A 20108-nucleotide genomic window follows, 5' to 3' on the forward strand; every position below is an offset into this window, starting at 1 on the left:
GCTTGCCCGCGAAGCTTTTGAGGCTCAATCCACCAAAGTGCAGGCCATGACCACCGCATCTTCGCGCCCACCCACCGCCGGATAATAATCCCGACGCCGGCCAATCTCGTTGAACCCGTACCGCTCATACAACCGGAACGCCGAGCGATTGCTGTCGCGCACTTCCAGAAAACATTCCCGCGCCTCAGCCTTGTAGGCAATCGACATCAGGTGCTCCAGCAGCGTCAAACCCAGGCCACGGCCCTGATTTTCCGGTTTGACGGTGATGTTCAGCAGGTGCGCTTCATCCAGAATGATCTGCACCACACCGTGCCCGACCTGCTGTGAACCTTCGAACATCAGCCAGATCTGGTACTTGCCCAGCCCATCGAGAAAAATCCCGCGGGTCCAGGGATGGCTGTACGCCGCGAATTCAATTTTCAGGACAGCGTCCAGGTCCGCCTCGGTCATCGGGCGAAACGATACAGCGTCACTCATTCGATTCTTTCCAGCGCGCCATCAGCCGACGCATGGCTTGCCAGACATCAGCCTTACGCTGTGGCTCTTCCATTAATAATTCCAGGCCCGGCAGGGCCCAGACCGCGCCCAGGCCTTCGACCTGAAGTTCACGATTGAAGGATTCGGCGTTGGCCTCGCCGGCAAAACGCACCGCCGGCAGGCCGATCAGCCACACGCAGACGCACGGTGCGTCTTCCAGCCGGGCCGAGAGAAAACCTTGTACGAAGTCACGAGCCGCTTCCGGGCCTTGATCCATGGTGCCGCGAACCAACAATGGCCAGCGCACCGGTTCGCCGACAATTTGCGGGCTGTCCGGCAGACCGGCGGCGCGCAACATGTCCTTGAGCAGCAGATAGGCGGGATCGCGGGTCTGGAAGGTTTCGCCTGTGGGTAACTCCACCAACAGCAGGCAACGACCGGCGCGCAGCAATTGCAGGGCGAAACGCGGTGGCGGGATTTGCGGAGCCTTGGCGACGACCGGCACTTCCTCCTCGACCGGCTGGGTGACCGTCCGCGTGCTCGACAACGATGGCCGCGGCACCTCGATCTTCACCCGCTCCGCAGGTTTGACCACTGGTTCCACGGGCATCTCAGCCACGGGTGCCGGCGCCACAGGGGCAACGACCAACGGCTCCGGCATTTCCAGCAGCTCGGGCCGCGAGGGCGCGGCAAAGGGCAATTCGGTACGCGGCAGCCAGTTGACCACCTGCATGGCGGTCAAATAAGCGCGGCGACGGGACTCGATTAGCAAAGGTCGGCCACTTGTGGATAACTAAAGTGCGCTGATTCTACCGCCCTTCGCTCAAGATCGCCCGCGCTTGATCGATACTCTTTCCCTTAGAAACAGCTACAGCCCGTCCCGAGAGTGAATCGCATCGGTCCCGATGCAGTACAATCGCGGCTTTTAATCGCCAACCAGCCGGCCATTCCGATGATCGAACCCAAGCGCGTCTTGCGCGCCCTCGCTGAACACTGGGCACTTCTGGAGCCACTGTGCGAGCACTTCGACCAAGGCACACTGAGCCTCAACGAACTGCGCACGCAACTGGCCGCCCAGCAACTCGACAGTACGCCGCAGGACATCACCAGCCTGCTGGACGTGTGGATCCGCCTCGACATTCTGGTTCCCGTGGCAAAAAGCCCGAACCGTTTCGAGCTCAACGCGCAGATCCACGACTTCCTCGCTTACCTGCGCCGTGAGCACCGTCTGGGCCTGTGCCTGGAAATCGAAGCCTATTTGCGCCACCTCGAACGCCTGGCCGGTTACATTCAGGACGCCTTCGACATCCGCGACGGCCACGACCTGGCGCGCCAATTGCGCCTGCTCGACATGCGTGTGCGCGATGTACTGAAGAAGCTCGCCAACGACGAACAGGCCCTGGTGGCCGTCGCCGAACGCGCCAAGACCAGCGATCGGCAGATCCCGCTGCGTCAGCGTTACGCCGAAGTGCTGGCGACCTGGGACGAATACGTCGAGCCGATGATTCAGTTGGTGAACGCCGACGGCGCCTTCGAACAAGGCGTGCGCAAAGTCGAAAACGTCCTGTTGAAGATGCTCACCGAGCAGCAACGCCTCGGCCACCTGGTCGACGACGACATGCTGCTGCGCACCCACGCGCGCATCCTTGAAATGCAGACCAGCGCTCAATTGACGCTGCGTCATGCCCGCGAACTGCTACTGCCGCTGCGTGAAGAAGCCCGTCGTCACAACGCCGTGACCCGTGGCGCAGCGCTGGCCTTGTCGGCCATCCGTCGCAAAGGCATCGACGCGGTGCCACAAGCGGCGATGCCGATGTTCACCCGGCCGCAAAGCACCTTCCTCGGCAGTGCCAGTCAGGTCGAAGCCTACGTCTACGCGCTGGCCCGTTTCGAGCCGAAACCGGCGCGTTTCCCCAAGGCCCACAAGACCCAGAAAGGCGAAGCGCCACGCGCACCACGTACCGTTCGCGAAATGCTTGAACGTTGTGAAGACGCGCTGCCGATGCCAGACCTGATGACCTGGCTGCTGGAACAGGAACCGAACGGCGCCACCGACGAATTGCTGTACTGGTTCTCGCGCCTGTCGCGGGAAAAACGCTTCAAACGCGAGCGTCTGGAACGCCGCGATTACCACACTCACGAGCACCAGGTCAGCCTGCGCTCCTTCGCCCTGCTCTCGGCCGGCCCAGATGCCATCGAGAATTCTGCGAGCACTCCACATGCATCTTGATCTATCCGAACTGTCCCAGCTGGCACCGATCTTTCGCGAGCTGTTCAAGGGCTACCACGTCAGCCGCCGCGACCCGGAGCTGTACGCGCAACTGTCGAACTTCCAGGACCAGTACCGCACGCTGTTCAAGGCACTGGGTTTTGAACTGGTTTGCGACACCCGCGGTTTCTACTACTTTGTGCCGGACCTCGCCGCTGCGGCGGTGAACAAGACCGCGCAGCGTCTGGCGCTGTTCACCTTCATCCTCGTCGAGCATCTGGCCGATCAGGGCCGTGACCCGATTGCCGTGCTCGACGGCGGCAGCCTCGGTCGCGATGAACTGCCGTCGTTGCTGGAAAAATACCGCGACCTGTTCATCCAGGCCGAAGTGCAGACCGTCGAAGAACTCGAAGAAAAAATCATGCGCCGCATGACGCAGCTCGGGTTTGCCGGCGAAGAAAACGGCGTCTACCGCTTCCTGCCGCCGATGCACCGTTTCCTCGACGTCTGCCTGTCGGTTCAACAAGACCGCGACTTGGCCGCCAGCCTGCACAGCGTGCTGCCGCTGCCGGTTCCGGTACTGATCGACGACGACAGCGACGAAAAACTGCTGCAAACCGATGACCCGCTGGACTTGAGTGACTTCGCTGAAGAAAGCGAAGAAGACGCCCTGGCCCGCGCCATTGCCGAAGAACAGGAGACCGACGCATGAGCAAGGAACGCTACGGCATTCGCCGCTTTGCCCTTTTGAACACCGCCGGTTACAGCCTCGGCCTTTTTCCGCTGGAAGAACCGTTGTCGGTCTACGGCGCGAACAACCTCGGTAAATCCGCGTCGATCAACGCGTTGCAGTTCCCGATTCTGGCGCGCATGTCGGACATGAGTTTCGGCAAGTACAGCCTGGAACAATCCCGGCGTTTCTACTTCGCCTCGGACACCAGTTACATCCTGGTTGAAGTCTCGCTGCCCCACGGTCCGCACGTGATCGGTGTGGTTGGTCGCGGCCCGGGCGGTGGTTTCGGTCACCAGTTCTTTGCCTACGCCGGCAAACTCGACCTGGCCCATTACCAGAAAAACGACACCTGCCTGCGTCAGAAAGAACTGTTCACCAACCTTGAGCGCGAAGGCCTGAAAGCCTACGAACTCAAGCCGGATGAACTGCGTCGTTTGCTGGTCGGCGGTCACACCTCGATCCCGCTGGACCTGACCCTGATTCCGCTGCGCTCCACCAGCGAGCAGAGCCTGAAGACCTTCCGCGCGCTGTTCATCAACCTGCTGCACATGCGCGAAATCACCGCGGCCAAGCTCAAGCAATTGTTCCTCGATGCCTTCGAACACAGCCTGCGTTCCGGCAGCGTCGATTACATCGCTGCGTGCGAAGAAGCCTTCCGCGATGTACGACGCATGGAGCAGGACTACAACTCTCTGGTCACAGCGGGTCCGCTGGTTGAAGCGCTGGCCGCAGGCGTTGCCCAGCGCAATATTCTGCGCGGCAAACTGCACCGGATCTCGCCGCTGCTCGATTCGTTGCTCGGCACCTGGTCGGACTATGCCAGTGCACGCAAGGAAGAGCTGACGATTCAGGCCGAGCACTACCGCAACGAACAGGACGCGCTGCAAAACGATCAGCGCGGCGGCACGCAGGAGCTGATGCGTCTGGAGCGGGAAATCACCGGCATCCAGCGCTGGCTCGGCGAGTTGTCGGTGCTCAAGCATCGCTTCGCGTTGGTGACTGACGTCAAGGTCCTGGAGCAGCAATTGCTCGCGGCCAAGGACGCGCACGATGAATTGGCCGGTGCGCTGGCGCAGTCGCGGCAGTTCTCTGCCGAAGACCTGGAAGAGCGCCTGCGCGATCTGGAAAAACGCCTGAAATCGGTGAAACAGCAACTCGATCACGCCGACAACAACAGCTACGCCCGCCTGCGTGAAGAGTTCTCGCAACAGGATGTCGAGCGTCTGATGCGCCTGTTCAACAGCGCGCTGTTCAGCCTGCCGTTGGGCGAGCATGGCATTACGCTGGACGAGGACGGTCAGTGGGTCAAATCCATGGAGCTGATCCTCGACGGCTTCAAAGGCGAGCGCTTCGAAGTGCCTGGCCTGTCCATCGACATCTCGCACATTGAGCCTCCGGCGTTGCAGGCCCTGGCGGACCGCGCCGCGTTGCGCGATCAGAAAGACCGCCTGGAAAAAGAACTCAAGCAACTGAAAACCCAGGCTGCCGTGGTCGCCGACCGTGCAGCGAGCAAGACCCAGACCGAAGCGCTGTACCAGCAAGTGCTGGACGCGCAGAAAGCTCTGGAAGATTTCCGTCGCGCGCAAACCCTGAGCGCCGAGGAAGACGACAAGCTTGAGCAACTGGCGCAGATGGAAGCGGCGCAGGAAGAACTGAAGCGTTCCAGCGACGCCTTCACCGAACGCGTCCAGCAACTGTCGGCCAAGCTGCAACTGGTCGGCCGGCAGATCGGCGACATGGAAGCCAAGCAACGCACCCTCGACGACGCCCTGCGCCGCCGTCAGTTGTTGCCGGCAGACCTGCCGTTCGGCACGCCGTTCATGGACCCGATCGACGATTCGATGGACAACCTGTTGCCGCTGCTCAACGACTATCAGGACAGCTGGCAGGGCTTGCTGCGCAGCGATGGCCAGATCGACGCGTTGTACGCTCAGGTGCGCCTCAAAGGCGTGGCCAAGTTCGACAGCGAAGACGATATGGAGCGTCGCCTGCAACTGCTGATCAACGCGTATGCACACCGCACCGACGAAGCCCTGACCCTCGGCAAGGCACGCCGTGCTGCGGTTACCGACATCGCCCGGACCCTGCGCAACATCCGCAGCGACTACGACAGCCTCGAGCACCAACTGGCGCTGTTCAACCGCGAGATCAACAAGCGTCAGGTCTCCAACCTGCAGAGCTTCCGCATCGTGCTCGCGCCGAACAAAGAAGCACTCAAGCACATCGACCAGATCATCCACAGCGCCGGTCAGTACGAAGAAGGCGAAACCCTTTCCGTGTTCGATCTGAGCCAAAGCGCCGATCAGGACAACAAGAACGAAGAAGCCAAGGAATACCTGGCACGGCTGGTGGCGGCAAACCACAACCAGCTCGGTCTCAAGGACTTGTTCGAACTGGCGTTCGAGATCACCAAGGTCAACGGTCAACCGGTGATCCACACCGACATCGACGGCGCCGCGTCCAATGGCACGACGATGACCATCAAGGCGCTGACCAACATGTACTTGTTGCTGCACTTGATGGACCGCGACCAGGCCGGTCGCGTGCGCCTGCCGTACTACCTCGACGAAGCGGCGGACATCGACGAGAAAAACCAGGCAGCGTTGCTGGAAACCAGTCTGCAACTGGGCTTCGTGCCGATTCTGGCGAGTGTGAAGCCGCAGGTCTGCGCCAGTGTGGCGATTGACCTGGAAGGCGGTAGCGGGCCGAACGGGATCTACATCGATGAGGCGGACTGGAAGTACATCCGTCGCCACGATGAGGTGAAGGCTGTGGTTAATGTTGAAGCGGATGAACCGGAGCTGGATGCGGTCTGATTTGCGTTAATCGAAGGCAATAAAAAAGGCCGCGATCCAATCGCGGCCTTTTTTTGTCTGGTGGTTATGTGTTGGCTATCCGGACCTCTTCGCGGGCAAGCCTCGCTCCTACAGGTTCGGTGCTGATCTGTAGGAGCGAGGCTTGCCCGCGAAGGCGTCATCCCTGACGCCAACAGATTATTTGCCGAGCGAGATCTTCGGCGCCCAGGTCAGCCATTCATCTTCAAACTTGTCGAACAACGGGAAGGTTTGCTCCGCTCGCGCCGGGTTACCCATGCGATCCCCGTCCGGCGTGGCGAAAGCGATGCCGCCCTGAATCAGCGTCTCCAGCGATTCGGTACGAACCGTCGCGCCTTTGAACAAGCCGTAGTCGAAACCAAAACCGCTGGTGTTCCAGAATCGTGTGCCGCTGCGCACCAATGGCGCGTACTTCGGCTCGATCAGGATGTGTATCAACACACGGTCAGCCGTCTGGCCCAGTTCATACCCCGTCACCTTGCCCACGGTGACTTCGCGATACGTCACTGGCACGCCGGTTTTCAACGAACCTCGACGAGCGGCGCTCAGAACCAGACTTAACCCGGCTTCCTGTTTGGCGGTTTCCGGAGGATTGGCCAGCGCTACGAAGTTATTCTGCGGCCCGATGTTTTTCGCGGCCGGCTGCACTTCGATGTATTGACCGGTCACCAGGGTTTCCAGGTTCGACGTTTTGAGCAGACCCAGCTCGGGTTTGACCACCCAGAACTGACTGCCGGCCCGAGCGATTCGCTCCGGCACTTCGGTGATCCGCGCGGTGAGCATCACCGATTGCAGGTCATCCGTGAGGTCGACGTCTTCAATCTTGCCGACGTCCAGACCTTTGAATCTCACCGGTGTGCCGCTGCGCAAGCCATCGGCGCGATCGACCTTGATCGTGATCACGGCGCCTTTCTGGTTGGCTTCGTCATGGCTGGCGAACAGACGGAAACGCGGGATTTTCTTTTGCAGCGGGGCTTTGGCCAGCGGGGTTTCGAAGGCGATACCGCCGGCCATCAGGCTTTGCAACGATTCACTTTTGACCTGGATTCCGCCAGTCAATCCGCCCGTGAGCGTAATGCCACTGGCATTCCAGAAACGAGTCGAGGCGTTAACCAGCCCTTCGTATTCCTTTTCGATGTGTACACCGATCACCAACTGTTTTTTCTTGCGCGAGAACTGATAGCTCTGGACCGAACCGACCTTGACCTGCTTGTAGAGAATCGGACTGCCAACTTCCAGCGAACCAAGATTTTCGGTGAACAACACCAGGTGCAGGCCCGGCGAACGCAAATCCAGCGGCGGCGCCTTGGCCCTTGCCACGAACTCACGCTGTGGTGCGGCGCCTTTATCGCCGGGACGCACAGCGATGTAGTTACCTTTGACCAGCGCTTCAAGCCCGGTGATACCCGCCAGGGAGATCGACGGTTTGACCACCCAGAATTGAGTGCCTTCGACCAGGTAATCTTCGGCCAGAGGATCAAGGGTCAGTTCAGCGGTAGCACCGGACAGATCGGGATCGATCTTCAACGCTTTCAGATTGCCGACCTGAATGCCTTTGTACATTACCGGCGTACGACCGGCCTGCAGGCCTTCGAAATCGCTGAGTTTAACCTTGACCCGTATACCGGCCGCCGCCGCATCGAAGTCTTCATAAAGACGGAACGGCAGGCTCGGATCGGTGGGCGGGCTGTCCCTGCGGTTTTCCGGCGTGGCAAACGCGATACCGCCGGCGACGATGCTGGCCAGGGACTCACTGCGCACTTTCACACCGGACAGGTTGGCGTCGATGCTGATGCCGCTGGCGTTCCAGAAACGTGTGTGTTTGCGTACGAGCTTGGCGTAGGTGGGCTCGATGAACACTTTGAGCTCAACCGTGCTTTGGTCTTCGGACAGCAAGTAACTTTTGATCTGGCCTACTTTGATCTGCTTGTAGAACACCGGGCTGCCACGGTTCAGCGAACCGAGGCGGTCAGCCTTGATGGTCAGGTGCAACCCGGGCTGGGCATCCGACAGCGGCGGCTCTTCAGCCAGGGCCTTGAACCGGCGTGTGGGCTCGCCTTCCCCCGGACTGATCGCGACGTAGTTACCGGAGACCAGGGTTTCCAGGCCCGTGATACCCGCCAGGGTCACGCTCGGCTTGACGAGCCAGAAGCGTGTGCTGGTCCGCAGGTATTGCTCCACGTCCTTGTTCATTTCAACGGTGGCGATCACTCCTTTGGAGGCGCCTTCATCATCGAGCGTGAGGGTTTTCACCTTGCCGACCGACATGCCTTTGTAGACCACTTCGGTCTTGTTGGCCTGAATGCCTTCACCGCTTTCGAAACGCACCTGAATCTCGATGCCGGTCTCGTTGTAGGCACGCCAGCCGAGCCAGCCGCCGATGATCAGGGCGATCAGGGGCAACACCCAAATGGCTGACCAGTTCGAGGCCGGTCGGGTTTTCGCTGTGGGCAAATCAGTCATGGTCGTCGTCCGACTCCGTGTTATCCCAAATCAGTCGGGGATCGAAAGTTACTGCGGCAAGCATCGTCAGAATCACCACACTGGCGAAAGCGATGGCGCCAAGATTGGCTTCGACACTGGCAAGCCGTCCAAAATTCACAACCGCCACCAGGATGGCAATCACAAAGATATCGAGCATTGACCAGCGACCGATGAACTCGATAAAGCGGTACATCCAGATCCGTTGACGAGCCGAAAGCGGCTGGTGGCGCTGCACCGAAAACAGCAGCAAGGCGATGCCCACCAATTTGAACGTGGGCACCACGATACTGGCGATAAAAACCACGGCGGCGATGGGAAGCATGCCGTGTTGAACCAGTTGGATCACACCGGACATGATGGTGCTGGGATCGCCCTGACCGAGGGAACTGACCGTCATGATCGGCAGTACGTTGGCCGGAATGTAGAGGATCGCTGCCGTGATCAGCAACGCCCAGGTACGAGCGAGGCTGTTGGGACGGCGGGCGTGAACCAGCGCACCGCAGCGGGTGCAGACCTGCTCGTCGGTGTCAGCTTCCTGCTTGTTCAATTCATGGCATTCGGCGCAAATCAGAATGCCTGCATCAATCGCCCGCATGGGCATCCTCTCCTGATAAAGCCTGCCAGATCTGATGGGGCGACATCACGACCTCCAACCAGACCTGGACCAACAACAAACTGATAAAGCACGCCAGGCCGAGACCGATGGTGATTGCTGCCATATCTGCCAGTTTGACGATCGCCACCAGCACGCCCATGAGGTAGACCTCGAGCATCCCCCAATCGCGTAGATGGTGATAAATCCGATAGAGCAACAAGCCGTAACTACGGCCGATATCAAAACGAATGCTCAGCAGCACGGCCAGTTGGCAAAGCAGTTTGAGCAACGGGATCCCCATGCTGCACAGGAACACAACCACTGAGACGCCTTGCATTCCGGTATCGAACAGGCCGACAACGCCACTCCAGACAGTATCTTGCGACGACTGCCCGAGTAGATTGAGCTGCATGATGGGTAAAAAGTTCGCCGGGATGTACAACAACAGCGCGGAGATGACCAAGGCGAGACTACGTTGCACAACATTGTGCCGATGGGCATAGAGTTCGTAACCGCAGCGCGGACACAGGGCTTTCTCGCCATGGGCGAGCTTGGGCTTGCGCATCAGCAAGTCGCACTCATGGCACGCCACCAAGTCGTCCAGCGGTAATTCTGACAGCCCGGGGGCGTCAACCGGTTCTGGCATAAAGGCACTGACTCCGAAAAAGTTGGACCTATTCTAGTGTCCTGAGTCGAAAATAACTGTGCAAATTTGTGCTCGTCCCGGGCGTGCTTTTTTGCGGGCAAAACAAAACCCCAACTGCTTTCGCAATTGGGGTTTCGGAATTTAATCTTGACGATGACCTACTCTCACATGGGGAAACCCCACACTACCATCGGCGATGCATCGTTTCACTGCTGAGTTCGGGATGGGATCAGGTGGTTCCAATGCTCTATGGTCGTCAAGAAATTCTTGAGCTGACGCGTCTTACGACGTTCCAGCGAATTGGGTATGCGATAGTTTGTGTGTTTGTTTCTCGAACTTTCGGTTCATTGCGTCTTCACACACCGCAATCTGATGCTCTTTCGAGTAGTCAAATTGCTTGGGTGTTATATGGTCAAGCCTCACGGGCAATTAGTATTGGTTAGCTCAACGCCTCACAGCGCTTACACACCCAACCTATCAACGTCGTAGTCTTCGACGGCCCTTCAGGGGACTCAAGGTCCCAGTGAGATCTCATCTTGAGGCTAGTTTCCCGCTTAGATGCTTTCAGCGGTTATCTATTCCGAACATAGCTACCCGGCAATGCCACTGGCGTGACAACCGGAACACCAGAGGTTCGTCCACTCCGGTCCTCTCGTACTAGGAGCAGCCCCTCTCAAATCTCAAACGTCCACGGCAGATAGGGACCGAACTGTCTCACGACGTTCTAAACCCAGCTCGCGTACCACTTTAAATGGCGAACAGCCATACCCTTGGGACCGGCTTCAGCCCCAGGATGTGATGAGCCGACATCGAGGTGCCAAACACCGCCGTCGATATGAACTCTTGGGCGGTATCAGCCTGTTATCCCCGGAGTACCTTTTATCCGTTGAGCGATGGCCCTTCCATACAGAACCACCGGATCACTAAGACCTACTTTCGTACCTGCTCGACGTGTCTGTCTCGCAGTCAAGCGCGCTTTTGCCTTTATACTCTACGACCGATTTCCGACCGGTCTGAGCGCACCTTCGTACTCCTCCGTTACTCTTTAGGAGGAGACCGCCCCAGTCAAACTACCCACCATACACTGTCCTCGATCCGGATAACGGACCTGAGTTAGAACCTCAAAGTTGCCAGGGTGGTATTTCAAGGATGGCTCCACGCGAACTGGCGTCCACGCTTCAAAGCCTCCCACCTATCCTACACAAGCAAATTCAAAGTCCAGTGCAAAGCTATAGTAAAGGTTCACGGGGTCTTTCCGTCTAGCCGCGGATACACTGCATCTTCACAGCGATTTCAATTTCACTGAGTCTCGGGTGGAGACAGCGCCGCCATCGTTACGCCATTCGTGCAGGTCGGAACTTACCCGACAAGGAATTTCGCTACCTTAGGACCGTTATAGTTACGGCCGCCGTTTACCGGGGCTTCGATCAAGAGCTTCGCGTTAGCTAACCCCATCAATTAACCTTCCGGCACCGGGCAGGCGTCACACCCTATACGTCCACTTTCGTGTTTGCAGAGTGCTGTGTTTTTAATAAACAGTCGCAGCGGCCTGGTATCTTCGACCGGCATGAGCTTACGGAGCAAGTCCTTCACCCTCACCGGCGCACCTTCTCCCGAAGTTACGGTGCCATTTTGCCTAGTTCCTTCACCCGAGTTCTCTCAAGCGCCTTGGTATTCTCTACCCAACCACCTGTGTCGGTTTGGGGTACGGTTCCTGGTTACCTGAAGCTTAGAAGCTTTTCTTGGAAGCATGGCATCAACCACTTCGTGTTCTAAAAGAACACTCGTCATCAGCTCTCGGCCTTAGAATCCCGGATTTACCTAAGATTCCAGCCTACCACCTTAAACTTGGACAACCAACGCCAAGCTGGCCTAGCCTTCTCCGTCCCTCCATCGCAATAACCAGAAGTACAGGAATATTAACCTGTTTTCCATCGACTACGCTTTTCAGCCTCGCCTTAGGGACCGACTAACCCTGCGTCGATTAACGTTGCGCAGGAAACCTTGGTCTTTCGGCGTGGGTGTTTTTCACACCCATTGTCGTTACTCATGTCAGCATTCGCACTTCTGATACCTCCAGCAAGCTTCTCAACTCACCTTCACAGGCTTACAGAACGCTCCTCTACCGCATCATCCGAAGATGATACCCGTAGCTTCGGTGTATGGTTTGAGCCCCGTTACATCTTCCGCGCAGGCCGACTCGACTAGTGAGCTATTACGCTTTCTTTAAAGGGTGGCTGCTTCTAAGCCAACCTCCTAGCTGTCTAAGCCTTCCCACATCGTTTCCCACTTAACCATAACTTTGGGACCTTAGCTGACGGTCTGGGTTGTTTCCCTTTTCACGACGGACGTTAGCACCCGCCGTGTGTCTCCCATGCTCGGCACTTGTAGGTATTCGGAGTTTGCATCGGTTTGGTAAGTCGGGATGACCCCCTAGCCGAAACAGTGCTCTACCCCCTACAGTGATACATGAGGCGCTACCTAAATAGCTTTCGAGGAGAACCAGCTATCTCCGAGCTTGATTAGCCTTTCACTCCGATCCACAGGTCATCCGCTAACTTTTCAACGGTAGTCGGTTCGGTCCTCCAGTTAGTGTTACCCAACCTTCAACCTGCCCATGGATAGATCGCCCGGTTTCGGGTCTATTCCCAGCGACTAGACGCCCTATTAAGACTCGCTTTCGCTACGCCTCCCCTATTCGGTTAAGCTCGCCACTGAAAATAAGTCGCTGACCCATTATACAAAAGGTACGCAGTCACCCAACAAAGTGGGCTCCCACTGCTTGTACGCATACGGTTTCAGGATCTATTTCACTCCCCTCTCCGGGGTTCTTTTCGCCTTTCCCTCACGGTACTAGTTCACTATCGGTCAGTCAGTAGTATTTAGCCTTGGAGGATGGTCCCCCCATATTCAGACAAAGTTTCTCGTGCTCCGTCCTACTCGATTTCATGACTAAGAGATTTTCGCGTACAGGGCTATCACCCACTATGGCCGCACTTTCCAGAGCGTTCCGCTAATCTCAAAGCCACTTAAGGGCTAGTCCCCGTTCGCTCGCCACTACTAAGGGAATCTCGGTTGATTTCTTTTCCTCAGGGTACTTAGATGTTTCAGTTCCCCTGGTTCGCTTCTTAAGCCTATGTATTCAGCTTAAGATACCTAACTTATGTTAGGTGGGTTCCCCCATTCAGACATCTCCGGATCAAAGTCTGTTTGCCGACTCCCCGAAGCTTTTCGCAGGCTACCACGTCTTTCATCGCCTCTGACTGCCAAGGCATCCACCGTATGCGCTTCTTCACTTGACCATATAACCCCAAGCAATCTGGTTATACTGTGAAGACGACATTCGCCGAAAATTCGCGATTAAACTCACAAATTTTACCTTAGCCTGAATAAACACCAGTGAAAGTGCTATCCAGTCTATCTTTCTATCACATACCCAAATTTTTAAAGAACGATCTAGCCAAAGACTAGAAATCAACATTCACCACCATCACGATGGAATGCTCATTTCTAAGCTTTATACAATCAGAAGCAGTAGTGGTGGAGCCAAACGGGATCGAACCGTTGACCTCCTGCGTGCAAGGCAGGCGCTCTCCCAGCTGAGCTATGGCCCCGTATTGCTACAGGATCCCACACAAAAATTGGTGGGTCTGGGCAGATTCGAACTGCCGACCTCACCCTTATCAGGGGTGCGCTCTAACCAACTGAGCTACAGACCCAATTTCGGGCTGCTTCTTATCGTCTTCTTCAATGAATCAAGCAATTCGTGTGGGAACTTATGGAGCAGCTGATGTCGTCGATTAAGGAGGTGATCCAGCCGCAGGTTCCCCTACGGCTACCTTGTTACGACTTCACCCCAGTCATGAATCACACCGTGGTAACCGTCCTCCCGAAGGTTAGACTAGCTACTTCTGGTGCAACCCACTCCCATGGTGTGACGGGCGGTGTGTACAAGGCCCGGGAACGTATTCACCGCGACATTCTGATTCGCGATTACTAGCGATTCCGACTTCACGCAGTCGAGTTGCAGACTGCGATCCGGACTACGATCGGTTTTATGGGATTAGCTCCACCTCGCGGCTTGGCAACCCTCTGTACCGACCATTGTAGCACGTGTGTAGCCCAGGCCGTAAGGGCCATGATGACTTGACGTCATCCCCACCTTCCTCCGGTTTGTCACCGGCAGTCTCCTTAGAGTGCCCACCATTACGTGCTGGTAACTAAGGACAAGGGTTGCGCTCGTTACGGGACTTAACCCAACATCTCACGACACGAGCTGACGACAGCCATGCAGCACCTGTCTCAATGTTCCCGAAGGCACCAATCCATCTCTGGAAAGTTCATTGGATGTCAAGGCCTGGTAAGGTTCTTCGCGTTGCTTCGAATTAAACCACATGCTCCACCGCTTGTGCGGGCCCCCGTCAATTCATTTGAGTTTTAACCTTGCGGCCGTACTCCCCAGGCGGTCAACTTAATGCGTTAGCTGCGCCACTAAGAGCTCAAGGCTCCCAACGGCTAGTTGACATCGTTTACGGCGTGGACTACCAGGGTATCTAATCCTGTTTGCTCCCCACGCTTTCGCACCTCAGTGTCAGTATCAGTCCAGGTGGTCGCCTTCGCCACTGGTGTTCCTTCCTATATCTACGCATTTCACCGCTACACAGGAAATTCCACCACCCTCTACCATACTCTAGCTTGTCAGTTTTGAATGCAGTTCCCAGGTTGAGCCCGGGGATTTCACATCCAACTTAACAAACCACCTACGCGCGCTTTACGCCCAGTAATTCCGATTAACGCTTGCACCCTCTGTATTACCGCGGCTGCTGGCACAGAGTTAGCCGGTGCTTATTCTGTCGGTAACGTCAAAACAGCAAAGTATTAATTTACTGCCCTTCCTCCCAACTTAAAGTGCTTTACAATCCGAAGACCTTCTTCACACACGCGGCATGGCTGGATCAGGCTTTCGCCCATTGTCCAATATTCCCCACTGCTGCCTCCCGTAGGAGTCTGGACCGTGTCTCAGTTCCAGTGTGACTGATCATCCTCTCAGACCAGTTACGGATCGTCGCCTTGGTGAGCCATTACCTCACCAACTAGCTAATCCGACCTAGGCTCATCTGATAGCGCAAGGCCCGAAGGTCCCCTGCTTTCTCCCGTAGGACGTATGCGGTATTAGCGTCCGTTTCCGAGCGTTATCCCCCACTACCAGGCAGATTCCTAGGCATTACTCACCCGTCCGCCGCTCTCAAGAGAAGCAAGCTTCTCTCTACCGCTCGACTTGCATGTGTTAGGCCTGCCGCCAGCGTTCAATCTGAGCCATGATCAAACTCTTCAGTTCAAACATCTTTGGGTTTTTAAGAAACCCTAAACTTGGCTCAGCAATCGTTGGTTACATCTTTGATTTCTCGCGGAGTAACTTGTGATGCTGATAATCTTGTTGACTATCAGTCTGACTCCACAAGCACCCACACGAATTGCTTGATTCAGTTGTTAAAGAGCGGTTGGTTAAGATCTTTCGTCTCAACCGAGGCGCGCATTCTACAGCGTCCTCTGTATCTGTCAAGCGGTTATTTTCAGAAGCTTTCAAAGTTTCCTTTGCAACTTCAACCACTTGCGCTTCCGATCTCTCGTTAGCGGGAGGCGAATTCTACAGCGTTACTCGCTGCTGTCAACACCTCTTTTTCTCCGCTTTCGACCGAGAAGATCGAACCGTCAAAAGAGCCAAACAACACCGCTCTTTCAACTCCTTCTGGGCTTCGATGAGCTGAAGCAACTCGCTGTCGAAAACTGCGTAACTCTTTGTTTACCAAGGAGTTTTCCGTTTCGACTGCGCCGGAAGTGGGGCGAATTATAGACTTCCAGAATCTGCCGTCAACACCTAATTATGCTTTTCTTTCAAAAGGTGTCTTTTTAGCTATTAAACGCGGAATTCGACGGGCGACAGGCGGTAACCGCAACACCAATAGCAGTGCGCCTATAGAGGCATAGACCGCCCACTCCTTCAGATCGGCACGCACGATCCACAACATATGCAGCAAGCCAAGACCGAGAACCCCATAAGCGAGTCGATGCAGTTTCTTCCAGCCAGCCCCCAGCCGACGTTGACTGTAGCGGTTGGAGGTTATCGCCAACGCCAGCAAACAAAGGAACCCCAGCACACCGACAATAATGTACGGTCGCTTGCGCAACTCGACACCCAGCTGCGACCAATCAAAGCCAAGAATGAACGCTATATAGCCACTCAGATGGAGTACTACGTAAGCGAAGCACCACAAACCCAGCTGCCGCCGGACAGCAATCCACCCCGCCCAACCGGTGAGCTTCAGCAATGGCGTGAAACTCAATGTAATAAGCAGCAGTACAAGCGTCCCCAACCCCAACCGATCAACCAGTACCTTGCCGGGATCCGGCCCCAGCACATCCGCCCAAGCCTGATATAGCCAAAGCAGCGGCCACACCGCAGCAGCGATGAAGACACTCACTCGCCAGAACGGATACCGCATCAGTAGTTCTTCCGCAGATCGAGCCCTGTATATAGAGAAGCAACTTCGTCCGAGTAGCCGTTGAACATCTGCGTGTCACGCACATTGGGCTTGAACAGACCGCTCGGTAAACGACGCTCCCTAGCCTGCGTCCAGCGCGGATGATCGACTGTCGGATTCACGTTGGCATAGAAGCCGTACTCGTCCGCAGCAATGCTTTGCCAGGTGGTTTTCGGCTGTTCGCTGACCAGACTGATCCGCACGATGGATTTGATGCTCTTGAAGCCGTACTTCCACGGCACCACCAGGCGCAGAGGTGCGCCGTTCTGGTTAGGCAGCTCACGCCCGTACATACCCACTGCAAGAATCGCCAACGGATTCATCGCCTCGTCCAGACGCAGCCCTTCTACATAGGGCCAGTCGATCAGGGCAAAACCAGAGCGCTGCCCTGGCATGGTCTTAGGGTCCTGCAGCGTTTCGAAGCGAATGAATTTTGCCTTGGAGGTTGGCTCAACAACATTGAGCAACGCAGAGATGGGAAATCCGATCCATGGAATGACCATCGACCAGGCCTCTACACAGCGAAGACGATAGATACGCTCCTCCAGCTGATAAGGCTTCATGAAGTCCTCCAGCGCATATCGCCCCGGCTTACCCACCTCCCCGTCCACCACCACGCTCCACGGTTCGGTTTTCAGAGAACCGGCGTTGGCGGCCGGATCACCCTTGTCGGTACCGAACTCATAGAAATTGTTGTAGTGGGTCGCGTCCTTGAACGGCGTGATCGCCTCATCCTTGACGGTGACCGCCCCCCACTTGGTAGAAGGAAGTTTTTCGGCAAACCAGGACGGCGCGTTACCCGCCTCGACATCCGCGTATCGCGCGGCATCGTCAGCACTGGCCCAACGCGGCAAGCTGCTCACAGCCAAGCCGGCAACGGCGGCACCCAAGACATTACGACGAGATAGATAGAGGGATTCAGGCGTGACATCCGACTCATGGCAGTCGGATGACTTGGGGACTTTGATCAGCATGGCAACTCCGCAGCATTGGAGGACAGATGCACCAATAGACTGCGGAGTATGAGGGAAATTACACGCTTTTGTGCCGACGAAGACGTAACAGGTATTGAACCGGGCCAGACGCTGCATAGGCGAGGAAAACCAGCAGCAGGATGCGCGGCGGATCACTGAACACGACGGCAAACACCAGCACCACGGCCAGGATCGCCACGAAAGGTACGCGCCCTTTCAGGTCCAGCTCCTTGAAGCTGTTGTACTTGATGTTGCTGACCATCAGCATGCCGGCGGCCGCAACCATCAGCGCAACCAGGAAAGACATCTTGGAGCCCTGAATGCCGTAATCGCTGAACGCCCAGACAATACCCGCAACCACACCCGCCGCAGCCGGACTGGCCAGGCCGATGAAGTAGCGCTTGTCGGCGGTGCCCACCTGGGTGTTGAAACGTGCCAGGCGCAACGCAGCGCCGGCGACATAAATGAAGGCGACCATCCAGCCGACCTTGCCCATATCACCCAAGGCCCAGCCAAATGCCAGCAGTGCCGGCGCGACACCGAAGGCGACCATATCGGACAGCGAGTCGTACTCGGCACCGAAGGCACTCTGGGTGTTGGTCATACGGGCAACTCGACCGTCGAGACCGTCGAGCACCATGGCGACAAAAATGGCGATCGCGGCAAACGCAAAATACTTGCTCGCGCCAATCGCATCACCTGCACTCAAGGCACTCTGGGCACTCATTGAATTGATGATGGAGTAGAACCCTGCGAACAGGTTCGCAGTGGTGAACAGATTCGGCAGAAGATAGATACCACGATGCCGGACTTTACGGCCTTCAGCGTCATGCCCTTCTTCGACGTGTTCATCGATGGGCAGCAGGCTTTCGGCGTCAGAAGCCTGGTTTGGCTCTTCGGGACGTTCGCTCATGGACATTACCTTGCAACGGGGTGGAAAGTTTCGACAGGTGTCTGGGACGACGGTTCGGCCACAAACGATGCAGCTTTATACCAGAACCGGCCTCCTAAACGAAAAAACGCGGCCTAGGCCGCGTTTTCCGTACAAGTGTGCGACTTAGTTTTTGGCTTTGTCGACGATCTTGTTGGCACCGATCCACGGCATCATGGAGCGCAGTTGCTCGCCGATGATTTCGATACCGTGAGCGGCGTTGTTACGACGCTTGGCGGTCATCGAAGGATAGCCGGTTGCGCCTTCGCTGATGAACATCTTGGCGTATTCGCCGTCCTGAATACGTTTCAGGGCGTTGCGCATGGCCTGACGGGATTCGGCGTTGATCACTTCCGGACCAGTCACGTACTCGCCGTATTCAGCGTTGTTGGAGATCGAGTAGTTCATGTTGGCGATACCGCCTTCGTACATGAGGTCAACGATCAGTTTCAGTTCGTGCAGGCATTCGAAGTAGGCCATTTCCGGCGCGTAGCCAGCTTCAACCAGGGTTTCGAAACCGGCTTTGACCAGTTCAACGGTACCACCGCACAGAACGGCTTGTTCGCCGAACAGGTCGGTTTCGGTCTCGTCCTTGAAAGTGGTTTCGATGATACCGGTACGACCGCCACCAACGCCGGCAGCGTAGGACAGTGCAACGTTTTTGGCGTTGCCGGAAGCATCCTGATAGATAGCGATCAGGTCAGGGATACCGCCGCCTTTGACGAACTCGGAACGCACGGTGTGGCCCGGTGCTTTCGGCGCGATCATGATCACGTCGAGGTCAGCGCGCGGAACAACCTGGTTGTAGTGGATCGCGAAGCCGTGGGAGAAGGCCAGGGTTGCGCCTTTCTTGATGTTCGGCTCGATTTCGTTTTTGTACAGGGAGGACTGGAACTCGTCCGGGGTCAGGATCATGACCAGGTCGGCAGCCGCAACAGCGGAAGCAACGTCGGTCACTTTCAGGCCGTGAGCTTCGGCTTTGGCAACGGTCGCCGAACCTTTACGCAGGCCAACAGTGACGTCAACGCCGGAGTCTTTCAGGTTGCACGCTTGAGCGTGGCCTTGGGAACCGTAACCGATGATGGCAACTTTCTTGCCCTGGATGATCGACAGGTCGCAGTCTTTATCGTAGAAAACTTTCATGAATTTCCCCTATATATCCAGGCCGTTCAGGCCATTCGCTAATTTGGTTTAGATGCTGAGTACTTTGTCGCCGCGAGCAATACCGGTTACGCCGCTGCGGACGGTTTCCAGGATCGACGCGGTGCCGATGGACTGAATGAAGCTGTCGAGCTTGTCGCTGGTACCGGTCAATTGAACGGTATACACGCTAGCGCTGACATCAACGATCTGCCCACGGTAAATATCGGTGGTGCGCTTGATCTCGGCGCGCTGGGCGCCGGTGGCCTTGACCTTGACCAGCATCAGTTCGCGCTCGATGTGAGCACTTTCCGACAGGTCGACCAGTTTGACCACTTCGATCAGCTTGTTCAGGTTCTTGGTGATCTGCTCGATGATCTCATCGTGACCAACGGTGGTCAGCGTCAGACGCGACAAGGTCGGGTCTTCGGTTGGCGCCACGGTCAGGCTTTCGATGTTGTAGTTGCGCTGCGAGAACAGGCCGACTACACGCGACAGAGCACCGGGTTCGTTTTCCAGAAGCAAGGAAATAATGTGCCGCAT

At 56.6% G+C, this 20108-nt stretch carries 13 protein-coding genes, 2 tRNA genes and 3 rRNA genes; 3 read left to right on the plus strand and 15 right to left on the minus strand.

Going from position 1 to position 20108, the window contains the following annotated elements; all coding sequences use genetic code 11:
- Nucleotides 1-24 precede the first annotated feature (24 nt).
- Together rimI and K5R88_RS16220 are read right to left on the minus strand one after the other, a co-directional pair.
- The gene (gene rimI / locus K5R88_RS16215; RefSeq protein WP_008025817.1) at nucleotides 25-477 is read right to left on the minus strand and encodes a ribosomal protein S18-alanine N-acetyltransferase; all 453 of its coding nucleotides are present in this window, start codon (nucleotides 475-477) and stop codon (nucleotides 25-27) included.
- Nucleotides 470-1210 carry an energy transducer TonB gene (locus tag K5R88_RS16220; protein ID WP_223436761.1) on the minus strand — a complete coding sequence of 247 codons (741 nt, stop codon included), beginning with the start codon at nucleotides 1208-1210 and terminating at the stop codon, nucleotides 470-472. The genes rimI and K5R88_RS16220 overlap by 8 nt, the downstream gene beginning before the upstream one ends.
- Before the next feature lie 219 nt (nucleotides 1211-1429).
- Here K5R88_RS16220 and mksB point away from each other — a divergent pair, with 219 nt between their 5' ends.
- Genes mksB through mksF form a run of 3 tightly spaced genes read left to right on the plus strand, consistent with a single transcriptional unit; the run spans nucleotide 1430 to nucleotide 6235 of the window.
- Nucleotides 1430-2707 (plus strand): Mks condensin complex protein MksB, encoded by a 1278-nt coding sequence (gene mksB, locus K5R88_RS16225; protein WP_192419130.1) that lies wholly within the window; start codon nucleotides 1430-1432, stop codon nucleotides 2705-2707.
- Entirely contained in the window at nucleotides 2697-3398 is a 702-nt protein-coding gene (gene mksE / locus K5R88_RS16230) for an Mks condensin complex protein MksE (protein ID WP_008025812.1), read from the plus strand. Before mksB ends, mksE begins: the two co-directional genes overlap by 11 nt.
- On the plus strand, nucleotides 3395-6235 hold the full coding sequence (mksF, locus tag K5R88_RS16235; protein ID WP_008037179.1) for an Mks condensin complex protein MksF: 2841 nt from the start codon (nucleotides 3395-3397) through the stop codon (nucleotides 6233-6235). Before mksE ends, mksF begins: the two co-directional genes overlap by 4 nt.
- Before the next feature lie 177 nt (nucleotides 6236-6412).
- Here mksF and K5R88_RS16240 read toward each other — a convergent pair whose 3' ends face one another.
- From K5R88_RS16240 to ilvN, 13 genes are all read right to left on the minus strand, one after another.
- Complete coding sequence (locus tag K5R88_RS16240) at nucleotides 6413-8716, minus strand: PqiB family protein (RefSeq protein ID WP_223450247.1); 2304 nt, start codon at nucleotides 8714-8716, stop codon at nucleotides 6413-6415.
- On the minus strand, nucleotides 8709-9332 hold the full coding sequence (locus K5R88_RS16245; RefSeq protein ID WP_192228931.1) for a paraquat-inducible protein A: 624 nt from the start codon (nucleotides 9330-9332) through the stop codon (nucleotides 8709-8711). The genes K5R88_RS16240 and K5R88_RS16245 overlap by 8 nt, the downstream gene beginning before the upstream one ends.
- A complete protein-coding gene (locus tag K5R88_RS16250) occupies nucleotides 9319-9978 on the minus strand; it encodes a paraquat-inducible protein A (RefSeq protein ID WP_223450246.1) in 660 nt (219 codons plus the stop codon). The genes K5R88_RS16245 and K5R88_RS16250 overlap by 14 nt, the downstream gene beginning before the upstream one ends.
- 145 nt (nucleotides 9979-10123) lie before the next feature.
- Nucleotides 10124-10239, minus strand: a 5S ribosomal RNA gene (gene rrf, locus K5R88_RS16255).
- A 147-nt stretch (nucleotides 10240-10386) separates the two neighbouring features.
- A 23S ribosomal RNA gene (locus K5R88_RS16260) occupies nucleotides 10387-13280 on the minus strand.
- A 236-nt stretch (nucleotides 13281-13516) separates the two neighbouring features.
- A tRNA-Ala gene (locus tag K5R88_RS16265) sits at nucleotides 13517-13592 on the minus strand.
- Nucleotides 13593-13620: 28 nt separating this feature from the next.
- Nucleotides 13621-13697, minus strand: a tRNA-Ile gene (locus tag K5R88_RS16270).
- A gap of 82 nt (nucleotides 13698-13779) precedes the next feature.
- A 16S ribosomal RNA gene (locus tag K5R88_RS16275) occupies nucleotides 13780-15316 on the minus strand.
- Together the 16S, 23S and 5S rRNA genes with 2 tRNA genes alongside form the textbook arrangement of a ribosomal RNA operon.
- Before the next feature lie 544 nt (nucleotides 15317-15860).
- Nucleotides 15861-16481: a protein-methionine-sulfoxide reductase heme-binding subunit MsrQ gene (msrQ, locus tag K5R88_RS16280; RefSeq protein ID WP_226298048.1), complete on the minus strand. Its 621-nt coding sequence runs from the start codon at nucleotides 16479-16481 to the stop codon at nucleotides 15861-15863.
- Nucleotides 16481-17494, minus strand: a complete 1014-nt coding sequence (gene msrP / locus K5R88_RS16285) for a protein-methionine-sulfoxide reductase catalytic subunit MsrP (RefSeq protein ID WP_226298049.1) — start codon at nucleotides 17492-17494, stop codon at nucleotides 16481-16483. The genes msrQ and msrP overlap by 1 nt, the downstream gene beginning before the upstream one ends.
- A gap of 58 nt (nucleotides 17495-17552) precedes the next feature.
- Complete coding sequence (gene pssA / locus K5R88_RS16290) at nucleotides 17553-18407, minus strand: CDP-diacylglycerol--serine O-phosphatidyltransferase (protein WP_008033154.1); 855 nt, start codon at nucleotides 18405-18407, stop codon at nucleotides 17553-17555.
- A gap of 144 nt (nucleotides 18408-18551) precedes the next feature.
- The gene (gene ilvC / locus K5R88_RS16295; RefSeq protein ID WP_003228216.1) at nucleotides 18552-19568 is read right to left on the minus strand and encodes a ketol-acid reductoisomerase; all 1017 of its coding nucleotides are present in this window, start codon (nucleotides 19566-19568) and stop codon (nucleotides 18552-18554) included.
- Nucleotides 19569-19616: 48 nt separating this feature from the next.
- Complete coding sequence (gene ilvN, locus K5R88_RS16300) at nucleotides 19617-20108, minus strand: acetolactate synthase small subunit (protein WP_003205610.1); 492 nt, start codon at nucleotides 20106-20108, stop codon at nucleotides 19617-19619.

It is taken from the genome of Pseudomonas sp. MM213, from assembly GCF_020423045.1.
GTDB classification, from domain to species: Bacteria; Pseudomonadota; Gammaproteobacteria; order Pseudomonadales; family Pseudomonadaceae; genus Aquipseudomonas; species Aquipseudomonas migulae.

Excerpts from the sequence above, each read along its gene's own strand:
- K5R88_RS16250 (WP_223450246.1), bottom strand. The coding sequence starts at position 9,978 with ATGCCAGAACCGGTTGACGCCCCCGGGCTGTCAGAATTACCGCTGGAC.
- K5R88_RS16220 (WP_223436761.1), bottom strand. The coding sequence starts at position 1,210 with ATGCAGGTGGTCAACTGGCTGCCGCGTACCGAATTGCCCTTTGCCGCG.
- ilvC (WP_003228216.1), bottom strand. The coding sequence starts at position 19,568 with ATGAAAGTTTTCTACGATAAAGACTGCGACCTGTCGATCATCCAGGGC.
- K5R88_RS16245 (WP_192228931.1), bottom strand. The coding sequence starts at position 9,332 with ATGCGGGCGATTGATGCAGGCATTCTGATTTGCGCCGAATGCCATGAA.
- pssA (WP_008033154.1), bottom strand. The coding sequence starts at position 18,407 with ATGAGCGAACGTCCCGAAGAGCCAAACCAGGCTTCTGACGCCGAAAGC.
- rimI (WP_008025817.1), bottom strand. The coding sequence starts at position 477 with ATGAGTGACGCTGTATCGTTTCGCCCGATGACCGAGGCGGACCTGGAC.
- mksF (WP_008037179.1), top strand. The coding sequence starts at position 3,395 with ATGAGCAAGGAACGCTACGGCATTCGCCGCTTTGCCCTTTTGAACACC.
- msrQ (WP_226298048.1), bottom strand. The coding sequence starts at position 16,481 with ATGCGGTATCCGTTCTGGCGAGTGAGTGTCTTCATCGCTGCTGCGGTG.
- ilvN (WP_003205610.1), bottom strand. The coding sequence starts at position 20,108 with ATGCGGCACATTATTTCCTTGCTTCTGGAAAACGAACCCGGTGCTCTG.
- K5R88_RS16240 (WP_223450247.1), bottom strand. The coding sequence starts at position 8,716 with ATGACTGATTTGCCCACAGCGAAAACCCGACCGGCCTCGAACTGGTCA.
- msrP (WP_226298049.1), bottom strand. The coding sequence starts at position 17,494 with ATGCTGATCAAAGTCCCCAAGTCATCCGACTGCCATGAGTCGGATGTC.
- mksB (WP_192419130.1), top strand. The coding sequence starts at position 1,430 with ATGATCGAACCCAAGCGCGTCTTGCGCGCCCTCGCTGAACACTGGGCA.
- mksE (WP_008025812.1), top strand. The coding sequence starts at position 2,697 with ATGCATCTTGATCTATCCGAACTGTCCCAGCTGGCACCGATCTTTCGC.